The organism is Streptomyces spororaveus (genome assembly GCF_016755875.1).
Classification (GTDB): domain Bacteria; phylum Actinomycetota; class Actinomycetes; order Streptomycetales; family Streptomycetaceae; genus Streptomyces; species Streptomyces spororaveus.
Window position 1 is genome coordinate 2532839 of the sequence record NZ_BNED01000005.1, and the last position, 17254, is coordinate 2550092.

Genomic DNA, 17254 nt, shown 5'->3' on the forward strand with positions numbered 1-17254 from the left:
ACCGCGCCCGGCCGGGGTGATAGGACTTGTCGGGTGAGCACTGAACACCGGGCGGAACGAGCGACCGACGGCCCGGATCACGCGCCGGAGGCGGAAACCCGGTGGTTCGGCCTGTGGGACGCGCTCTTCGCGGTCTCGTACGCCGTCACCACCATGCTGCTGTTCACCTCCGCGGGTGAGCAGGTCCACCGTGCCGTGGCCATGGCCGCGCTGACCGTGGCCGTGCCCTGGTACGCGGCCCTGGGACGCAGCACGATGATCCATGAGAGCCAGGGGAACGACCGGCGCCGCATCGTCTTCTCCGTCGGCCTGTTCGTGCTGTTCGCGGTGGCCGTGATCTTCGACCTCGCGGCCTCGTTCGCCCTGTTCGCCGTGGTCCCGATGCTGATGATGAGCCTGACGACCTCGCCGGCGATCGCCGTGGTCACGCTGGCCAATCTGACTCCGGTCATCGTGGTGTGGCTGCGCGGCGGCACCCTGAGCCGCGACATCCTGGCCGTCCTGCCCACCTCGCTCCTCGGCATCGCCCTGTCGGTCATGCTCGGGTTGTGGATCACCCGCGTGACCCGGCAGAGCCGGGGACGGGCCGCCCTCATCGAGGAGCTGCACCGCAACCGCGAGAAAGTCGCCCGGCTGTCGCGCAAGGCGGGGGTCTCCGCCGAGCGCGAGCGGCTCGCACGGGAAATCCACGACACCCTCGCCCAGGGCCTCACCAGCATCATCAGCCTCGTGCAGGCCGCCGAGACCGACTTCACGGCCGACCCGCAACTGGCCAGGTCGCATCTGGCACTGGCGGGGCGGGTGGCCCGCGAAAGCCTGGCGGAGGCCCGCGAGTTCGTCACCGAGCTCACCCCGCCCGCGCTGCAGGAGTCCTCGCTCGTGCAAGCGACACGGCGGCAGGCCGAAGGCCTGACCGCGCAGACCGGCATGCGGGCGCACGTCACCGTCGAGGGAGACGAGCGGGAGCTGCCGATGGCGGTCAGCGTGGTCCTGCTGCGTTCCCTCCAGGAGGCCATCGCGAACATCCGCAAGCACGCGGGCGAGGCACGCACGGCCGAGATCCGGCTCGTGTACCGGCGGGACACGGTGCGGCTCCTCGTACGCGACGACGGACCCGGGTTCACCGTCACCGGGGACCAGCGGGGAAACGGGCTGCGCGGCATGCAGACCCGCGCACACGAGATCAGCGGGGTGGCGACCGTCGTCAGCAGCCCCGGACAGGGCACCACCATCGAGGTGACGGTTCCCGTGCCGGCGAGTGGAGAGGAAGCCGATGAGCACTGACCAGACGATCGGCGTGATGCTGGTCGACGACCATCCGGTCGTCCGGGAGGGTCTGAGCTCGATGCTGCAGTCCGCCGACGGCGTGAGCGTCGTCGGGCAGGCCGGCTCGGGCGAGGAGGCGATCGCGATGGTCGCCAGGCTGGCTCCCGACATCGTCCTGCTCGACCTGCAGATGGGCGGCATGGACGGGGTGGAGACCACCGGCCACCTGCTGCGCGCCGCTCCGGCCACCAAGGTGGTGATCGTGACGACGTACGAGAGCGACACCGACATCCTGCGGGCCGTGGAGGCGGGCGCGGCGGGCTACCTGCTCAAGGGCAGCACGCGCGACGACCTGGTGCAGGCGGTGAAGGCGGCGGCCCGCGGCGAGACGGTCCTGACGCCGTCGCTGGCCCCCAAACTGTTCCGGGCCCGGGTGGTGGAACGGCCCGTGCTGTCGGACCGTGAACGCGAGGTGCTCCAGCTGGTCAGCCTCGGGCTGACCAACGCGGACATCGGCCGCCGCCTGTTCATCAGCGAGGCGACGGTGAAGACGCATCTGCTGCGGTCGTTCAAGAAGCTGTCGGTCTCGGACCGGACCGCAGCGGTGATCACGGCACTGGAGCGCGGCCTGCTGTCCTGACGGCACGGGCCCGGGGGCGGCGGGTGCCGCGCCCGGCGCCCGGGTCGGTCAGGCGGTACTCGGCAGGCTCATGTCCGAGAGCCGGGCGGGCAGATCGCGGCGCCGCTTCACCTTCAGCTTGCGGTAGATGCGCGTCAGATGCTGCTCGACCGTCGACACCGTGACATAGAGCTTGGTCGCTATCTCGCGGTTGGTGTGGCCGCGCGCCGCCAGCAGCGCGACCCGCGCCTCGGCCTCGGACAGGACCTCGACCTCGCTGAGGGGCTCCGTCTCCCGGCCGCCCTGCGTGCCGGCCTCGCCGTCGACCTGGCCCGGCATGAACTGCTGGCACAGCGGTTCGGCGCCGCAGGACTTGGCGACGTGCCAGGCCTTGCGCACCAGCATCCGGGCCCGGTTGAAATCACCCAGCGCACGGTAGCCGCGGCCCAGCTCCCCCAGTGCCACGGCCAGTTGGACCCGGTTCCCGCCCTCCTCCAGGGTCTCGACGGCCTCGATGAGCCGCTTGAGCCGGAACGTGAGGTCGCCGCCGGTGTGGGCGAGCGTGAGCAGCAGGAAGCCACGCGTCCGGCTGCCCACGGGCCCCGTCTCGCGCTGCTTCTGCTGCTCGGTGTACTCCTTCGCGCGCGCGAGGTTGCCGAGGGCCAGCCACGCCTCGGCGGCGTCCAGCCGCCACGGCACCAGCTCCGCCGCGTCCACGCCCCAGGCCTGCATCAGCTCGCCGCAGTTCAGGAAGTCCCGCACGGCGGCGTGGTAGCGGCCGGTGGCCAGGTGGCAGCGCCCCCGGGCCCTGAGGTAGTGCAGGCCGGCGAGGGTGTCGAACATGGCCTCGGGCACGGGCTGTTCGAGCAGGCTCATCGCCTCCTCGTGGTGGCCCATCTGGATCTCGGACTCGACGAGGATGGCCAGCGGCCACGCGATGCCCACGCCCCAGCTCTGCACGGAGATGCGGGACATGGCGTGGCGGGCCTGGGCGGCCGCGCCGGGCAGATCGCCCTGGCGCAGCAGTATCTCGGCCCGGACCACGCCGAGTGCGGCCTGCCAGGTCGGGGCGTTGCGGGCGGAGCACTCGCCGAGCAGGCGCTCGCACCAGGCGAACGCGAGGTCGAGGCGTCCCGCGTAGACGACGGCCAGGAGGGCGAAGACGAGGGGCTGGAGGGTGCGGTCGCTGAGGTGGTAGCGCTGGAGCACCCGGGTGGCCTTGGCGACGGCGGCGTCGGCCTGGGTCCCGGCGCGGAGGGCGGTGCGGACGGCTTCCGCAGCCTGGACGTAGGCGTTGTCGGGCATGTCGTACGGGACGGCCTCGATCCCGGCGGGCAGCGCCCCCGGCATGCCTGACAGCGTTGTCGTCCGCCGCGGTTCCACGGCGTCGAAGAGGTCGCGGGCCGGCGGGCTGACCATCGAGAGCCAGCTCTGGGCTGCGGCGAGCGTGCTCGGGTCGTACGCGGGCGCCCGTCCGGCCGCCTCGGCCTCGCGGTCGGTCCTCTGCAGCTCCAGTACCGCCTCGCCGGCTCCCTGGGCCTCCCCCATCCACGCCAGGAGCGACACGGCCTGGACGAGATCGCGATCGGCGAGCCGGCCGGCGGCGAGCTCGCGGGACAGCTGCCGCAGATGCCCCTCGGCCGCGGCCGGGCTGCTGCGCCAGACGATGCTGGCCAGCCGGGACTTGAGGGCGGCGTGCCGGGGGCCCTCGGCGCAGGAGGCGACCGCCAGTTCCCCGCAGCGCAGGGCGAGTTCGTGCTCGTCCTCGACGAGGGCGTACTCGACCGCCTCCTGGAGGACGGGGATCGCCCAGTCCTCGACGTTCTTGCGGGCGGCGAGGAGGTGGCGGGCGACGTCGAGCGCCGTCGCACCCTCCTGGTGCAGGAGTCTCGCGGCGCGCAGGTGCAGGGCGGACAGCGCGGCGGGCGGGGTGGCTTCCAGGACGGCGGTGCGGGCCGCGGGCTCACGGAAGGCACCGTTGTGCAGCACGGCGCACCGGCTGAGGTCCTGCAGAGCCTGTTCGGTGGGCTTGACGTGCAGGTCGACGATCCGGTTGAGCTGGACCGCGGAGCAGGCACCACCGAGTACGGCGACGCCCCGGGCGACGGTCAGCAGTTCGGGGTCGCCGCGGTGCAGGCAGTCGAGCACGGCGCGCTCGAAGGACTCGGCGGGGGCGAGCCGCTGGAAGGGCTCGCTGTCCCCGAGCGCCGTGAGGCCGTCGTCGACCAGCGCCCTGACCAGCAGCGGATTGCCACCGGTGGTCTCCTGGCACTCGGCGGACAGCCGTTGCGCCGTCGAGGGGGAGAAGTGCTCGGCGAGGATGCGCGCGGTGCCGGCCGTGGTGAGCAGGGGAAGCCGCAGGCTGGTGCAGTTGGGCTGGCGCTGCAGCTCGGCGTGGAAGGCGAGTTGCGCGGACCGCAGCCGTACGGCTTCGGTGAGCACGATCAGGACACCGGCCTGCCGCACGCGGCGAGCGAGGCACAGCAGGAAGGCGAGAGAGAGTTCGTCGCCGTGGTGGACGTCGTCGACGGCGATGACGACGGTCCGGTCCCGGGCGATCCGCAGCAGCGCGGTGGCGACATGGGGCAGGACCCGCATACCGGCCTCGACGGCGCCTTCGGCATCCGTCGTCCCGGCGGACACCTGGTCCAGCAGTTCGGTGGCGTAGGCGTGGACCTCGGGCGACAGGGGTGCCGCACTGTCGAGGATTCTGCGCAGAATCCCGAAGGGCAGATAGCGCTCCGCCCGGGAGCCCGCGGCCTCCAGCACCAGCGCGTCCGCGGAGATCGCCTCTTCGGTGAAGGTTTCCAGCAGACTCGTTTTCCCGCCGGCGACCGGTCCGCTGATGACGGCGATGCGTCCCCGGCCGCGCATCGCGCTGCCGAGCAATTCCTTCAGCGTCTCCAGCTGGTTCTCGCGCTCGACGAGTCTGACCGCCACTGACTTTCCTTCCCCCGAACTGCACGGCTTGCGAAGAATTCGCAACGGGCCCGGTGGGCGCCCCACGAAGGCGCCACCGCACCGCTTGGTGTGCCGGTGCACGGTAGGCACCGGCGGCCGTCACCGCGGCCCGCCCCTTTCGGTCGCCATCGGTCGGCCGTTAGTCATGCGGCTTCCCGGCTCCGCCACTGGGGCGGAGGTGGCACGGGGCGTGCCGGGTTTCCCCGGCCTGGTCCACAGCGCTCAGCTCATTCCTTTCACGTTGCTGCGGCGAGTTCCTCCGAAACGATTTTCACGATCTGTTCCTGATGATTCGCCAAGAAGAAATGACCACCCGGGAAACGATGTATGTTGAATCCGCCGGTGGTGTGCGTCTTCCAGGCGTCGGCCTCTTCCCGGCTGGTCCTCGGGTCCGCGTCACCGGTCAGTACCGTGACGGGAGTACGCACGACGTCTTCCGGCGCGGCCCGGTAGTTTTCGATGGCGGTGTAGTCGCTGCGGATCGCGGGGAGCACCATGCGAAGGATTTCCTCGTTGCCCAGTATCTTCGCGTCGGTTCCGCTGAGTTCCCGCATCTCCGCCACGATTCCGTCGTCGTCGCGCAGGTGCACGGCCTCGTGGCGGAAGCTGGAGGGCGAGCGCCGGCCGGAAGCGAAGATCCGCACCGGAGTGACGCCGTGGTCGCGCTCCAGCCTGCGCGTCACCTCGAAGGCCAGAATCGCGCCCATGCTGTGGCCGAAGAATGCCAGGGGGCGATCCAGCCACGGTACGAGTTGGCCGGTGAGGGCGTCCGCGTAGGCGCCGATGTCGACGATCCCGGGCTCGTCCCTGCGGTCCTGCCTCCCGGGGTACTGCACCGAGAGCACGTCCGCCGCCGGCGCCAGCGCCTGGGACATGGGGAAGTAGAAGGAGGCCGAGCCGCCGGCGTGCGGCAGACAGACCAATTGGATCGGGCTTTCGTCCGAAGCGTGGTAGCGGCGAACCCAGAGGCTGGTTTCTTGCTTTTTCAACGAACTGAAACTCCCTGTTCAAGCCCCGGATGCAGCGCGCTCGTCCGACGGCTCGAACTCTTCCGCCACTTCCGTACGCGCGTTTCGATAGAGTCATGTCTAGCAGAGCGTTCTAGGCGGGGAGTACCCCTACTCCGGACCCCTACGCTGGCTGGAATCACCCGGTCCGGAACCCTGGTCCGGCATTCGATCTCCCTGCACAACGGCAGGATCCTCCGGCTCAACAGGAAGCGCGGGTAGCCCGTTCGGCGGTTCCGCGCCGAATGCACCCCCAGGGATCCCGGCAGGCGCGACTACCGTCGCGTGGCTCAAAATCGGCGCATCCGCATCGCACCCCGGAACCCATAACTTTACCTTTGCTTTATGGACATGGCGGGTGCTCAACTAACGGTTGTCCGGTAATCCCCTGCGGATCAGCGCACGGTCTCGGACACCGCGCCTCGCGTTCGAGACGGGGTCCGAGGCCGAGGCCGACAGGGTTCGCCTACCCGGCCAGCGCGAGGACGAGCGGGAGCACCTCGCCCGCTCCGGCCTGGCGCAGGAGGCGTGCCCCTACGGCCAGGGTCCAGCCGGAGTCGGTGTAGTCGTCGACGAGCAGGACCGGGCCGGGGGACGCGGCCAGGGCCGCGGAGAGTTCGCCGGGCACGGTGAACGAGGCGGCCAGGGCGCGCAGCCGCTGGGCGGAGTTGCTGCGGTGCGCCGGATGGGCGTCGGCCTCCGGGGTGTAGGCGAGGCTGCCCAGCACGGGGAGCCGGCCGACCCGGGCCACGCCGGCGGCCAGTGAGCCGACCAGCTGCGGGCGGGTACGGGACGGCATGGCGACGACGCCTACCGGCCGCGCCATCGCGTCAGGGGCACCGCCGGCCCAGCCGCCCGGTGAGCGGGCCCAGTCGGCCAGCACCGTCACGACCGCCGCCAGCACATCGTCCGGGACGGGGCCGTCCGCGGCCTGCGCCGACAGCAGGGGGCGCAGCCGGTTGCCCCAGCCGATGTCCGACAGCCTGCCCAACGCGCGCCCGGTGGCCGCCTGCTGGCTCGCGGGGATCCGGCCCTTCAGGTCCATGCCGACCGCGGCGAGCCCGGTCGGCCACATCTTGCGGGGCTCGACCTCTGCTCCCGGGCGCTCCAGTTCGCCGGCCGCCGACGCGAGGGCCGTGTCGGACACGGCCGCGTCCAGCCAGGGCCCGGCGCAGTTGTCGCAGCGGCCGCACGGGACCGCCTTCTCGTCGTCCAGCTGCCGCTGCAGGAACTCCATCCGGCACCCCGTGGCCGCCACGTAGTCGCGCATGGCCTGCTGCTCCGCCGCCCGCTGCCGCGCGACCCAGGCGTACCGCTGGGCGTCGTACGCCCACGGCTGCCCGGTGGCGGTCCAGCCGCCCTTCACGCGCTTGACCGCGCCGTCCACGTCCAGGACCTTCAGCATCGTCTCCAGGCGCGAGCGCCGAAGATCCACCAGCGGCTCCAGCGCCGGAAGGGACAGCGGACGGCCGGCCTCCGCCAATACCGACAGGGTGCGCCGGACCTGCTCCTCGGGCGGGAAGCCCACCGAGGCGAAGTACGCCCAGATCGCCTCGTCCTCCCGCCCCGGCAGCAGCAGCACATCCGCGTGATCCACACCACGCCCCGCTCGCCCTACCTGCTGGTAGTACGCGATCGGCGACGAGGGCGACCCCAGGTGCACCACGAAGCCCAGGTCCGGCTTGTCGAAGCCCATCCCCAGCGCGGAGGTCGCCACCAGCGCCTTGACGCGGTTGGCGAGCAGATCCTCTTCCGCCTGCAGCCGGTCGGCGTTCTCCGTCTTCCCGGTGTAGGAAGCCACCGGATACCCGCGCTGGCGCAGGAACGCCGCGACCTCCTCCGCCGCCGCCACCGTCAGCGTGTAGATGATCCCCGAGCCCGGCAGATCCCCCAGCCGGTCCCCCAGCCACGCCAGCCGGTGCGCCGCGTCGGGCAGCTCCAGCACCCCGAGCCGCAGGCTCTCCCGGTCGAGCGGTCCGCGCAGCACCAGCGCGTCCCCGCTCCCCGTGCCCAGCTGCTCGGCCACGTCCGCGGTCACCCGGGAGTTGGCGGTCGCCGTGGTGGCCAGGACCGGCACCCCCTCCGGCAGCTCCGCCAGCATCGTGCGCAGCCTGCGGTAGTCCGGCCGGAAGTCGTGGCCCCAGTCCGAGATGCAGTGCGCCTCGTCGACCACGAGCAGGCCGGTCGTGGCCGCGAGCTTGGGCAGCACCTGATCACGGAAGTCCACGGAATTGAGGCGCTCCGGGCTGACGAGGAGGACGTCGGTCTCGCCGCGCTCGACCTCCCCGTAGACGGTGTCCCACTCCTCCGGGTTGGCCGAGTTGATCGTCCGCGCCTGGATCCCGGCTCGCTTCGCCGCCTCGACCTGGTTGCGCATCAGCGCCAGCAACGGCGAGATGATCACGGTCGGGCCGGAGCCGCGCCTGCGCAGCAATGCGGTGGCCACGAAGTACACCGCCGATTTGCCCCAGCCGGTGCGCTGCACCACCAGCGCCCGCCGCCGCTCCTCGACCAGGGCCGCCACCGCCTGCCACTGGTCCTCCCGCAGCCGGGCCGAACCCCCGGGATCTCCGACGAGCTCGGCGAGGATGGCGTCGGCTTCGGCACGGAGCTCCGGGTTGTCCATGCCCCCATGCAACCCGATGGCACCGACAATCGGCGAATCCACCCAGCGTGGCGGGCGCCTCACGCACGGTTCACCGGGGCGCCGCACGCACGGCGCCCGGGCGCGGGCCAGCCGGCCCGCGCCCGGTGCCGGCCCCACACGCTCCGGACCGGCCGGTTCCGGACGACGCGACGCGGGCCGTGGCCGCGATGGTGGCCCGACTGCCGCCGCGGGCGGGCGCGAAAGAGGTGTTCCGGCCGGTGCCGACGCTTCAGGGCGGGTCGAATGCGTCATCTTCGGCGTGGCGGGGCAAGGATATGAACGGCATACCGGCGAATTCCGGTCGACGGCGTCAATTGCTCGTTGCCGCACGCTCAGAAGCCACGCGAGAATTGAGGTGCTCCCGCTCGGCTCCTCGGCACCCTCCTGGGCCGCGCTGCGGCGCGCCCCGACTCCACCGTGCCCGTCCGCGGGCGTGTACCCGAAGGGAGGACCGTGACCTTCGGATTCGCGCCGCCCCCGACCACATCCCTGGCGTCGGCCATCGGCGGCACGAGCCGGCACGGCAGGCTGCTGGAACCCGCGGAATGGACGGCGGCGGGCATTCCACTGCTCCGCAATCCGCGCGAGGTCGTCAGCGGACTGCACTCCCGGCACAGCCCCGTGACCTCGACCGCGGTCATCGCCGTCCTCGGCCCGGAGGAGCAGCTCGTGGCGAGCGCCTCCTTCGTGCAGCGGTCGGCCTCGGCCGACGGCTGGGAGTACCGCAACGCCCTGCTGTCCCGGCTGCGCCGGGTCCTCCCGCACGACCTGCGGCGCCGGACCCCGGTACGGACGGCCGTACTGCTCTACTGCCGCGAGGGCGACGAGCGGTGGACCGAGGAGGACGGGGCGTGGATGTGGGGGCTGCGGGACGCCTGCACCCTGCACGGCCTGCGCTGCGGCGCGTACATCACGCTGACCCACGGGGGCTGGCAGGTGCTCGGCGACGGCCGTGGCGGCCGGCGCCCGAGCTCCGACTCGCGGCCGCAGCGCCTGGGTGACGCCGTGGCCGAGTTCTCTCCGCTGGCCCTGCACACCGGGGGCGGCGCGGTCGAGGCCCTGCGGCGGACCGCCGCCCGCTGACCCCCGTCCCGCCGCCCCACCCGTACGGACCACGGGGCCGTACGGCTGCCACTCGCGCGGCGGCGCGGTCGGCCTGCCCACGGGCATGCCTCAAGGCCGTACACCCGGGCGCGGGCGTACGGCGGATCAGGCCCCGGGCTCCGACCCGGGCCCCGGCGCGGGCTTCAGCGGGGCCGGCCGAAGGCCCGCCCCGCCCCTCGCCCGTGCCGGGGTACAGGGCGTCAGACGCCCGCACCCAGCACGGAGTTGATCTGCTGCGGGTCACCGCACACGATCAGCAGCGCACCCGCCCGGGTGAGCGCGACCGGCAGGGCGCCCGCGATCGCGTCGACCGTTCCGCCGTTGGCCGCGAAGACCACGACGGGACGGCCGGCGGCGCGCTGGACCTGCGCCGCGTCCGCGTAGAAGACGTCGTCCCCGGCATCGTGCAGGGCCCAGTACGCGGCCTCGCCGAAGGACAGCTCGTGCGCGGCCCACGGGTGCGGGTCGCCACTGGTGAGCACCAGGATGTCACCGGGCGCGCGCCCGGTGTCGAGCAGCAGGTCGACGGCCTCTTCGGCCGCGGCCAGCGCACCCTCGGCCGAGGCCGGGATCAGCTGGACCTGCGGCACCGCCGCGGAGACGGACGGTGCGGTGGGGGCTGCGGGAACGGGTCCGGGGGTGGCCTGCGGCGCGCGCTGCGCGGGCGGTGCGGGCCTGGCAGGACCGGGGCGGCCGGGCCGCGGTACGGCGGCGGGACGCGGACCAGGTACGGGGCGGGGGGTCTGCGCGGTGCGGCTCGCGGCCGGCGTGACGCGGGGACCCTGGGCACTCTCGTGAATCTGAGGCTCCTCGATGGCGGGGGTGAGAGGCATGAGTTGACATCTTTCAAACACCGGTACGAAACGTACCGGTCGGTGGCACACGCGTGCGATCAGAATTCGAAGCCGAGTTGGCCTCCGTTTTCCAGCTCCACCGACTCCTCGCTGCGGCGCACCTTCTTGAGGTGGCGCCACCGGGGCAGCGCGTCGAGGTACGACCACGAGAGCCGGTGGTAAGGGGTGGGCCCCAGCTCCTCCAGCGCCGCCCGGTGTACGGGCGAGGGGTATCCGGCGTTGGCCGCGAAGGCGAAGTCCTCGATGCCACCGCCCTGCTCCCCGAGTTCGGCCATCATGCGGTCGCGGCGGACCTTGGCGATGACCGAGGCCGCGGCGACGGCGATACAGGACTGGTCGCCCTTGATCACCGTACGGACCCGCCAGGGCGGGCCGAGATAGTCGTGCTTACCGTCGAGTATCACCGCGTCGGGCCGCACCGGCAGCGCCTCCAGCGCGCGCTCCGCCGCCAGCCGGAGGGCGGCGGTCATCCCCAGTTCGTCGATCTCCTCGGGCGAGGAGTGCCCGAGCGCGTACGCGGTGACCCAGCCCTCCAGGACATCGAGCAGGGCGTCGCGCCGCTTGGGGGTGAGCAGTTTGGAGTCGGTGAGCCCGGCGGGCGGCCGGCGCAGGCCGGTGATCGCCGCACACACGGTGACGGGTCCGGCCCAGGCCCCTCGTCCGACTTCGTCGACCCCGGCGATGACCTTGGCGCCGGTGGTTGCACGGAGGGAGCGTTCGACGGTGTGGGTGGGTGCTTCGTACGGCATGGCGCCAGCAAGGTTACGCCGCCCCGGGCCGACTGCACACCCCCGCCCCGGTCCGACCCGCCCGTGATCGCACGCGCACCCCGCCCCGCGCCCCCCGGGCCGCCCCCGCCGCATCTCACACCTTGAGCAGCGGGACCATCACCTCGTCGATCAGCGCCGTGACGTCCGCGTCCTCCCATTCACTTCCGCACACCTTGGCGCGGTACATCAGCATCGCCGGAATGACATCCACGACAAACGGACTCGTCGCGTCCGACCGCACGTCACCCCGCGCGATTCCCCGCTCCACAAGCTCTCTGATCAAGCGCTGAGCCGGTTCGTGCAGACCGGACCAGATGACTCCGCGGAACCGGTCGGCATGAATGTGATCGCATTCGTGAAGGACTGATCGCAGAGCCTGTCCGGCGCGCGAGTGCATGACGTCCCGCGTCCGCGCACACAGCAGACGGAGATCCTCACGGATCGAACCACAGTCGGGAATGTCACCGATCCGCGGCAGGGCGATCCGCAGCGCATCGGCGACCAGGTCCGCCTTCGACGGCCAGCGGCGGTAGAGGGCGGCCTTGCCCGTGTGCGCGCCGGAGGCGACGCCCTCCATGGTGAGCGCGTTCCAGCCGACCGTGCTCAGCTGCTCCAACGCGGCGTCGAGGATCGCCCGTTCGAGCTCCGGACCCCGCCTGCGCCCCGGCGAAGCCGCTGACCAGCGTGAACCCACCGTCTCCCCACCTCCGACCGGCACATCCGTTCGTCGCACGTGTTTTCCGCCTTAGTGAACGCTTGCGTTCACTAAGGCGCGACTCCTACCGTGGACGCGCGGTGAACGAATGCGTTCACTATTTCACTTTGGGGGGGGATCCTCAGTGACAAGCTCTCAACTCGCCACACCCCGGATACCCGGCGCGGCGCGCCGGGAGGGGCGCCCGGGAGTGGCGCTCGCCGTCATCGCCGCGTGCCAGCTCATGGTCGTCCTGGACGCGACGATCGTGAACATCGCGCTTCCGCACATCCAGAGCGCCCTCGACTTCACCACCACCGACCTCTCGTGGGTGCTCAGCGCCTACACCCTCACCTTCGGCGGCCTGCTGCTGCTCGGCGGCCGGGCGGGCGACATCCTGGGCCGCCGCCGCGTGTTCCTGACCGGCATCCTGCTCTTCACCCTGGCCTCCCTCCTCGGCGGCTTCGCCCAGGAGCCCTGGCAACTCCTCGCAGCCCGCGCCCTGCAGGGGGTCGGCGGCGCGATCGCTTCGCCGACCTCGCTCGCCCTGATCACCACGACGTTCCCCGAAGGCCCTGAGAGGAACCGGGCGTTCGGGGTGTTCGCCGCCGTCTCCGCGGGTGGCGGCGCGATCGGTCTGCTGGCCGGCGGCATGCTGACCGAGTGGCTCGACTGGCGCTGGGTCCTCTTCGTCAACGTGCCCATCGGCGTACTGATCGCGGTCCTCACACCGCTCTACATCACCGAGTCCGAGCGCCACCCCGGCCGCTTCGACATCGCCGGAGCCCTCACCTCCACCGGCGGCATGGCCACGCTCGTCTACGGGTTCATCAGCGCCGCCGAGAAGGGCTGGCGCGACGGGATCACCCTCGGCTCCTTCGCCGCGGCCCTCGTCCTGCTCGCGCTCTTCGTCGTCATCGAGTCGCGGGCCCGCGAGCCGATCATCCCGCTGCGCATGTTCGCCGACCGCAACCGCACCGGCACCTACGTGATCATGCTCGGCCTGGCCGCCGCGATGTTCGGCATGTTCTTCTTCATCGTCCAGTTCGTGCAGAACGTGCTGGGCTTCTCCCCGATCCAGTCGGGCCTCGGCTTCCTCCCCGTGACGGTCGCCATCATCACCGCCGCCGGCCTCTCACAGCGCTTCCTGCCGCGCTTCGGGCCCAAGCCCTTCATGGTCCTCGGTTCCACGCTCACCGGAACCGGGCTGGCCTGGCTGACCTTCATCCGGACCGACAGCTCCTACGTCTCCGGGGTGCTCGGGCCGATGCTGCTGTTCGGCTTCGGCATGGGCCTCAACTTCGTGACCCTCACCCTCACCGCCGTCTCCGGCGTGGCCCCCAAGGAGGCGGGCGCGGCCTCCGGGCTGCTCAACGCCAGCCAGCAGGTCGGCGGCTCGCTCGGCCTGTCCATCCTGGTCACCGTCTTCGGCACGGCCAGTCGTGACGAGGCCACGAAGCAGGTCCCGGCCTTCATGGCGCAGGCGGACCCCCAGCAGATCGCCGCCTTCAAGGAGACCGGCTTCCTGCCCGACCCCTGGGGTGACCTGGTTCTCGCCCACGGCATCTCCACCGCGTTCTACGCCGCCGTCGCCATGGCCGGCCTGGCCCTGGCCACCGCCCTGCTGGTGATCCGGGTGCGCAGGAGCGACCTGGAGGCCCTGGCCGGCGCCGCCGCGAAGGCCGGTCCGGCCGCCTGAGCACCGTCCGCCGTACGGAGCCGGGGCCGGGCGCGGGGAACGGTCCCCGCGCCCGGCCCCGTACCGGCCCGGAACGCCCTAGTACTCGACGCGGCCGCTGAAGACACCCAGGCGCGAGCAGACCTCGTACGAGGCGGTCACCGGACGTTTCCGCAGGATCTCCCGGGCCCGGTACTCGCCCAGGCTCATCGCGTACCAGGGGACGTCCCCGGCCTCGGCCATCTCGTCGTTGATCCCGCGCAGGGCGCAGGACCGCTGCGGCTCGGGCAGCCGGTCGAGGGCCGGAACGGCGTCCGCCGACAGGGACTGGAAATAGGCGAGGTCGATCTTCGCGTCCTGCTCGAAGCGGGCCACGTTCCGCTCGGCGACCATCCCGTCCGGCGAAAGCAGGCCGAAGGCCAGGACGGCCGCGGCCGCACTCGCCGCGAACGCGCGCGCCAGCCAGCGCCCGCCGAACAGCCCGGCCGCCATGATCAGGACGATGACCAGCCCGAGCCACAGCTCCATCGCGGCCACCGACACCCGCAGCGTGGTCAGCCCGTACGCGTCCACGTACAGGTCCATCCTGCGCAGCGCGGCGGCGACGACGACGAGCGTCAGCGCGCACAGCACCCCGAGGACGGCCCGGACGAAGCGGCGGTCGCCCTCTCCGGAGCGCGGGGCCCAGCGCAGCGCGAGCGCGATCACGGCGAGGGTCAGCAGGGTGGCCCAGAGCAGCTGCCAGAAGCCCTGGCGGGCGTACTCGGCGTAGGTGAGGCCGGTGCTCTCCAGGACCTTGTCGTAGCCGCCGAACAGGACGGCCAGCTGAACGGCGTTGAAGCCGGCGAAGAGCAGGTTGAGCACGATGAGCGGAAGGGCCCATTCGACGCGGGAGCGCGGCTTGCCGGGGGCCACCTTGATCCGGTCCCAGCGCAGCGGGGCCGCGGCGGTGCGCGCCGCCGCGAGCGCGAGGACCGAGCCGAGGAGGAAGAGCATGAACCGGACGGGCCCGTCCTCGACCGACACGTCGGGCATCAGGTCGCCCAGCAGATCGGCGAAGGCCGCGTCCGCGGAGGCGAAGAGCGCGCCGAAGAGCAGGAGCAGGACGGCGGCCACGACGGTCGCCTTGACGACGGGCAGCCAGCGCTCCTTGCTCCCCCCGCCGCGTGAGCGCACCCCGGTCAGCATCCACGCGATCCCGGACACGGCGGCGTCGAGGAAGCCGAACGGGCTGAGCAGGACGCCGGGCCAGGTGCGGCCGCCGTGCAGGGCCAGCGCGCCCAGCAGCACGGCGGACAGGATCGCCAGGGTGGCGGGCCAGGCGGAGTCGCGCAGCGCCGGTACGGCGAGCAGGGCGAGACAGCCGATCGCCCAGGCCACCGTCCAGGGGCGGGCGCCGCGGCCGGCCGCGCGGGCGGCGACGTAGGCCGCGACGACGGCGGGTACGACCGCGAGCAGCAGGCCGGGCCCCATGCCGTCGCCGAGCAGCAGCGCGGTGGTGACGCCGGAGGCGAGGACGGCGACGAGGGTCGCGGTCCGGATGGGGGCGGCCTCGGCGGGGCGCACGCGTACGGCCCAGGAAGGCGCGGCCGAACTCGGCGGCGGCTGCCAGGGGGTGGCGACCCTGCCGCCGTACACCCCCGGTGACGGGCCGCCCGCGCCGGTGTGTCTGCCGCCGGCCGGGTTCGGCCCGGCGGGCGGATCCCCGGCCGTCTTCTTCGCGTCGGCCGCGTCCTCGGTCCGGGCGTCGTCCGCCCCGCCGGTGTTCTCTGACATCGGGTTCCCTCCCCTTTCGGCCGCCCCGTAGTTCAGGTCGGGGCGGCGCTGCGGACAGGTTAGGCCGGTGCGATGCGGTTTTGAACAGGATCAAAAGAGTGCTGTGGCAGGACCGTGACAATCGGAGCGGGATATCTCACCCCGCGCCGGACTCCCGCCGCGGCACGGCACGCCCCGCGACACGGCGCGCCCCGCGGCACCGGACGCGCCGATGCACCGGACGCCGCCGTCTCTCCGGCGTCCGGTGGACTGAGGGGGTGTCAGCCCGCCGCGGGTGTCAGCCCGCCGCGACTTCCGGCAGCCAGGCCGGCAGGGCCTCGGTACGCGCCAGCCACGCGGCCGGCAGCACCGCGTCCCCGCGTGCGCCCAGCACCCCGCCGACGATCGCGCAGGTCGTGTCGACGTCCCCGCCCACCTGCGCGGTGGTCCAGAACGCCCGCTCGTAGTCGTCCAGCGCGCGCGCCGCCGACCACAGGGCGAACGGCACGGTGTCGTGCGCGCTCGTGCGCCGCCCGCAGCCCAGGACCGCCGCGACCGTGGTGGCGTCGCCGTAGTCCAGCATGTCCCGCGCGCGCCGCAGCCCGGCGCCCACCGCACTGCGCGGCACCAGCGCGATCACCCCGTCCAGCAGGTCGGAGGCCTTCGGCGGGCCGCTTTCGCTCGCGGCCAGGGCGGCCGCCGCGGCCACGGCCATCGCCCCGCACACGGCCTCGCGGTGCTGGTGGGTGGTGTAGGCGGAGATCTCCGCCTGGTGGGTGGCCTGCTCAGGGTCGTCGGCGTACCAGGCTCCCAGCGGCGCGATCCGCATCGCGGCGCCGTTGCCCCACGAGCCCTGCCCGTTGAAGAGTTCGGCGGCCAGGGTGCGCCAGTCCTGCCCCTCGCGCACCAGGCGCAGCATCCGGTTCACCGCGGGACCGTACCCGCGGTCGAAGTCGTGGTGGTGGGCGAAGGAACTGGCGAGCGCGTCCTGGTCGATCCGCCCGTGCTCGGCCAGCACGGCCACCACGGAGCTGGCCATCTCGGTGTCGTCGGTCCACTGCCACGCGTCGGCGCCGGTGGGCAGCTCGCGCCGCTTGAGCAGGGGGTAGTTCACGGGGACGAAGTACTGGGAGCCCAGGGCGTCACCCAGCGCCAGCCCTCGGAGGCTGGCCATGGCGCGCGCGTAGCGCCGTTCGGGAGTGGAGTCAGGCGTCATCGCGGGCCACTCTAGCCGTCCAGGTCGTAAGGCTCGGGTGTGGTCCACCGCTCAAACGGGCGGTCCAACCGGTACCGGCCGTCCGGGCCGAGCAGGAGGACCCGGAATTCGCCGTTGTCCGGATTGGACAGGGACTCGAATTCGGCCACGGACCAGTGGAACCAGCGCATGCAGAACAGCCGCATCGTCAGCCCGTGCGTCACCAGCAGCACGTTCTCGGGATGGTCGGGGGCCTCGAAGCTCCGGTAGAGGCTTTCCAGGAAGGACCCGACCCTGTCGTACACGTCGGCCCCCGACTCTCCCTGCGCGAACCGGTAGAAGAAGTGTCCGTACGCGTCCCGGTACGCCTTCTGCAGCCGTACGTCGCTCCGGTCCTGCCAGTTCCCCCAGTCCTGCTCGCGCAGGCGCGGCTCCTCGCGCATCCGCACCCGCGTCGGGTCCAGCCGGAGCTCCCGGAAGGTCTGCAGGGTGCGGCGGTACGGGGACACGTACGCGCTGATCGTCCCGGTGCCGAAGAGCTCCCGCAGCCGGCCCCCCGCGGCCGCCGCCTGTTCTCGTCCGGCGGGGGTCAGCCGCAGGGCGTGGTCGGGCTCCCTCTCGTACACCGAGTCGTCGGCGTTCCCCTCCGATTCCCCGTGTCGGACAAGGACGATGCGCCGTGGTCGAACCATCCCCCGACCCTA

General features: G+C 72.4%; 13 protein-coding genes. 4 read left to right on the forward strand and 9 right to left on the reverse strand.

Features of this window, described 5'->3' with window-relative positions; translation table 11 throughout:
• Positions 1-33: 33 nt before the first annotated feature.
• Complete coding sequence (locus Sspor_RS13550) at positions 34-1284, forward strand: sensor histidine kinase (RefSeq protein ID WP_237403855.1); 1251 nt, start codon at positions 34-36, stop codon at positions 1282-1284.
• A complete protein-coding gene (locus Sspor_RS13555; protein WP_202199373.1) occupies positions 1274-1906 on the forward strand; it encodes a response regulator in 633 nt (210 codons plus the stop codon). Before Sspor_RS13550 ends, Sspor_RS13555 begins: the two co-directional genes overlap by 11 nt.
• Before the next feature lie 48 nt (positions 1907-1954).
• Here the strand turns inward: Sspor_RS13555 and Sspor_RS13560 are convergent, their stop codons facing one another.
• The 3 genes from Sspor_RS13560 to Sspor_RS13570 all read right to left on the reverse strand — a co-directional run bounded on the left by Sspor_RS13560 (position 1955) and on the right by Sspor_RS13570 (position 8479).
• The gene (locus Sspor_RS13560; RefSeq protein WP_237403856.1) at positions 1955-4825 is read right to left on the reverse strand and encodes a helix-turn-helix transcriptional regulator; all 2871 of its coding nucleotides are present in this window, start codon (positions 4823-4825) and stop codon (positions 1955-1957) included.
• Positions 4826-5082: 257 nt separating this feature from the next.
• Positions 5083-5835 carry a thioesterase II family protein gene (locus Sspor_RS13565; RefSeq protein ID WP_202199374.1) on the reverse strand — a complete coding sequence of 251 codons (753 nt, stop codon included), beginning with the start codon at positions 5833-5835 and terminating at the stop codon, positions 5083-5085.
• Positions 5836-6319: 484 nt separating this feature from the next.
• A complete protein-coding gene (locus tag Sspor_RS13570) occupies positions 6320-8479 on the reverse strand; it encodes a RecQ family ATP-dependent DNA helicase (RefSeq protein WP_202199375.1) in 2160 nt (719 codons plus the stop codon).
• A gap of 474 nt (positions 8480-8953) precedes the next feature.
• Here Sspor_RS13570 and Sspor_RS13575 point away from each other — a divergent pair, with 474 nt between their 5' ends.
• Positions 8954-9583: a hypothetical protein gene (locus Sspor_RS13575; RefSeq protein WP_202199376.1), complete on the forward strand. Its 630-nt coding sequence runs from the start codon at positions 8954-8956 to the stop codon at positions 9581-9583.
• Between the two features lie 221 nt (positions 9584-9804).
• On the opposite strand, the gene Sspor_RS13580 is transcribed toward Sspor_RS13575, so the two are convergent.
• The 3 genes from Sspor_RS13580 to Sspor_RS13590 form a co-directional block, all read right to left on the reverse strand.
• The gene (locus Sspor_RS13580; RefSeq protein ID WP_202199377.1) at positions 9805-10437 is read right to left on the reverse strand and encodes a hypothetical protein; all 633 of its coding nucleotides are present in this window, start codon (positions 10435-10437) and stop codon (positions 9805-9807) included.
• Positions 10438-10496: 59 nt separating this feature from the next.
• Positions 10497-11207 carry a ribonuclease HII gene (rnhB, locus tag Sspor_RS13585; RefSeq protein ID WP_202199378.1) on the reverse strand — a complete coding sequence of 237 codons (711 nt, stop codon included), beginning with the start codon at positions 11205-11207 and terminating at the stop codon, positions 10497-10499.
• Positions 11208-11322: 115 nt separating this feature from the next.
• Complete coding sequence (locus tag Sspor_RS13590) at positions 11323-11946, reverse strand: TetR/AcrR family transcriptional regulator (protein ID WP_373318902.1); 624 nt, start codon at positions 11944-11946, stop codon at positions 11323-11325.
• Positions 11947-12067: 121 nt separating this feature from the next.
• Here Sspor_RS13590 and Sspor_RS13595 point away from each other — a divergent pair, with 121 nt between their 5' ends.
• Positions 12068-13621 carry an MFS transporter gene (locus Sspor_RS13595; RefSeq protein ID WP_202199380.1) on the forward strand — a complete coding sequence of 518 codons (1554 nt, stop codon included), beginning with the start codon at positions 12068-12070 and terminating at the stop codon, positions 13619-13621.
• A gap of 78 nt (positions 13622-13699) precedes the next feature.
• On the opposite strand, the gene Sspor_RS13600 is transcribed toward Sspor_RS13595, so the two are convergent.
• From Sspor_RS13600 to Sspor_RS13610, 3 genes are all read right to left on the reverse strand, one after another.
• Entirely contained in the window at positions 13700-15376 is a 1677-nt protein-coding gene (locus tag Sspor_RS13600; RefSeq protein ID WP_202199381.1) for a DUF4153 domain-containing protein, read from the reverse strand.
• A 277-nt stretch (positions 15377-15653) separates the two neighbouring features.
• On the reverse strand, positions 15654-16571 hold the full coding sequence (locus Sspor_RS13605; RefSeq protein WP_202199382.1) for an ADP-ribosylglycohydrolase family protein: 918 nt from the start codon (positions 16569-16571) through the stop codon (positions 15654-15656).
• A gap of 11 nt (positions 16572-16582) precedes the next feature.
• Positions 16583-17242 carry a histidine phosphatase family protein gene (locus Sspor_RS13610; protein ID WP_202199383.1) on the reverse strand — a complete coding sequence of 220 codons (660 nt, stop codon included), beginning with the start codon at positions 17240-17242 and terminating at the stop codon, positions 16583-16585.
• Between the last annotated feature and the right edge of the window lie 12 nt (positions 17243-17254).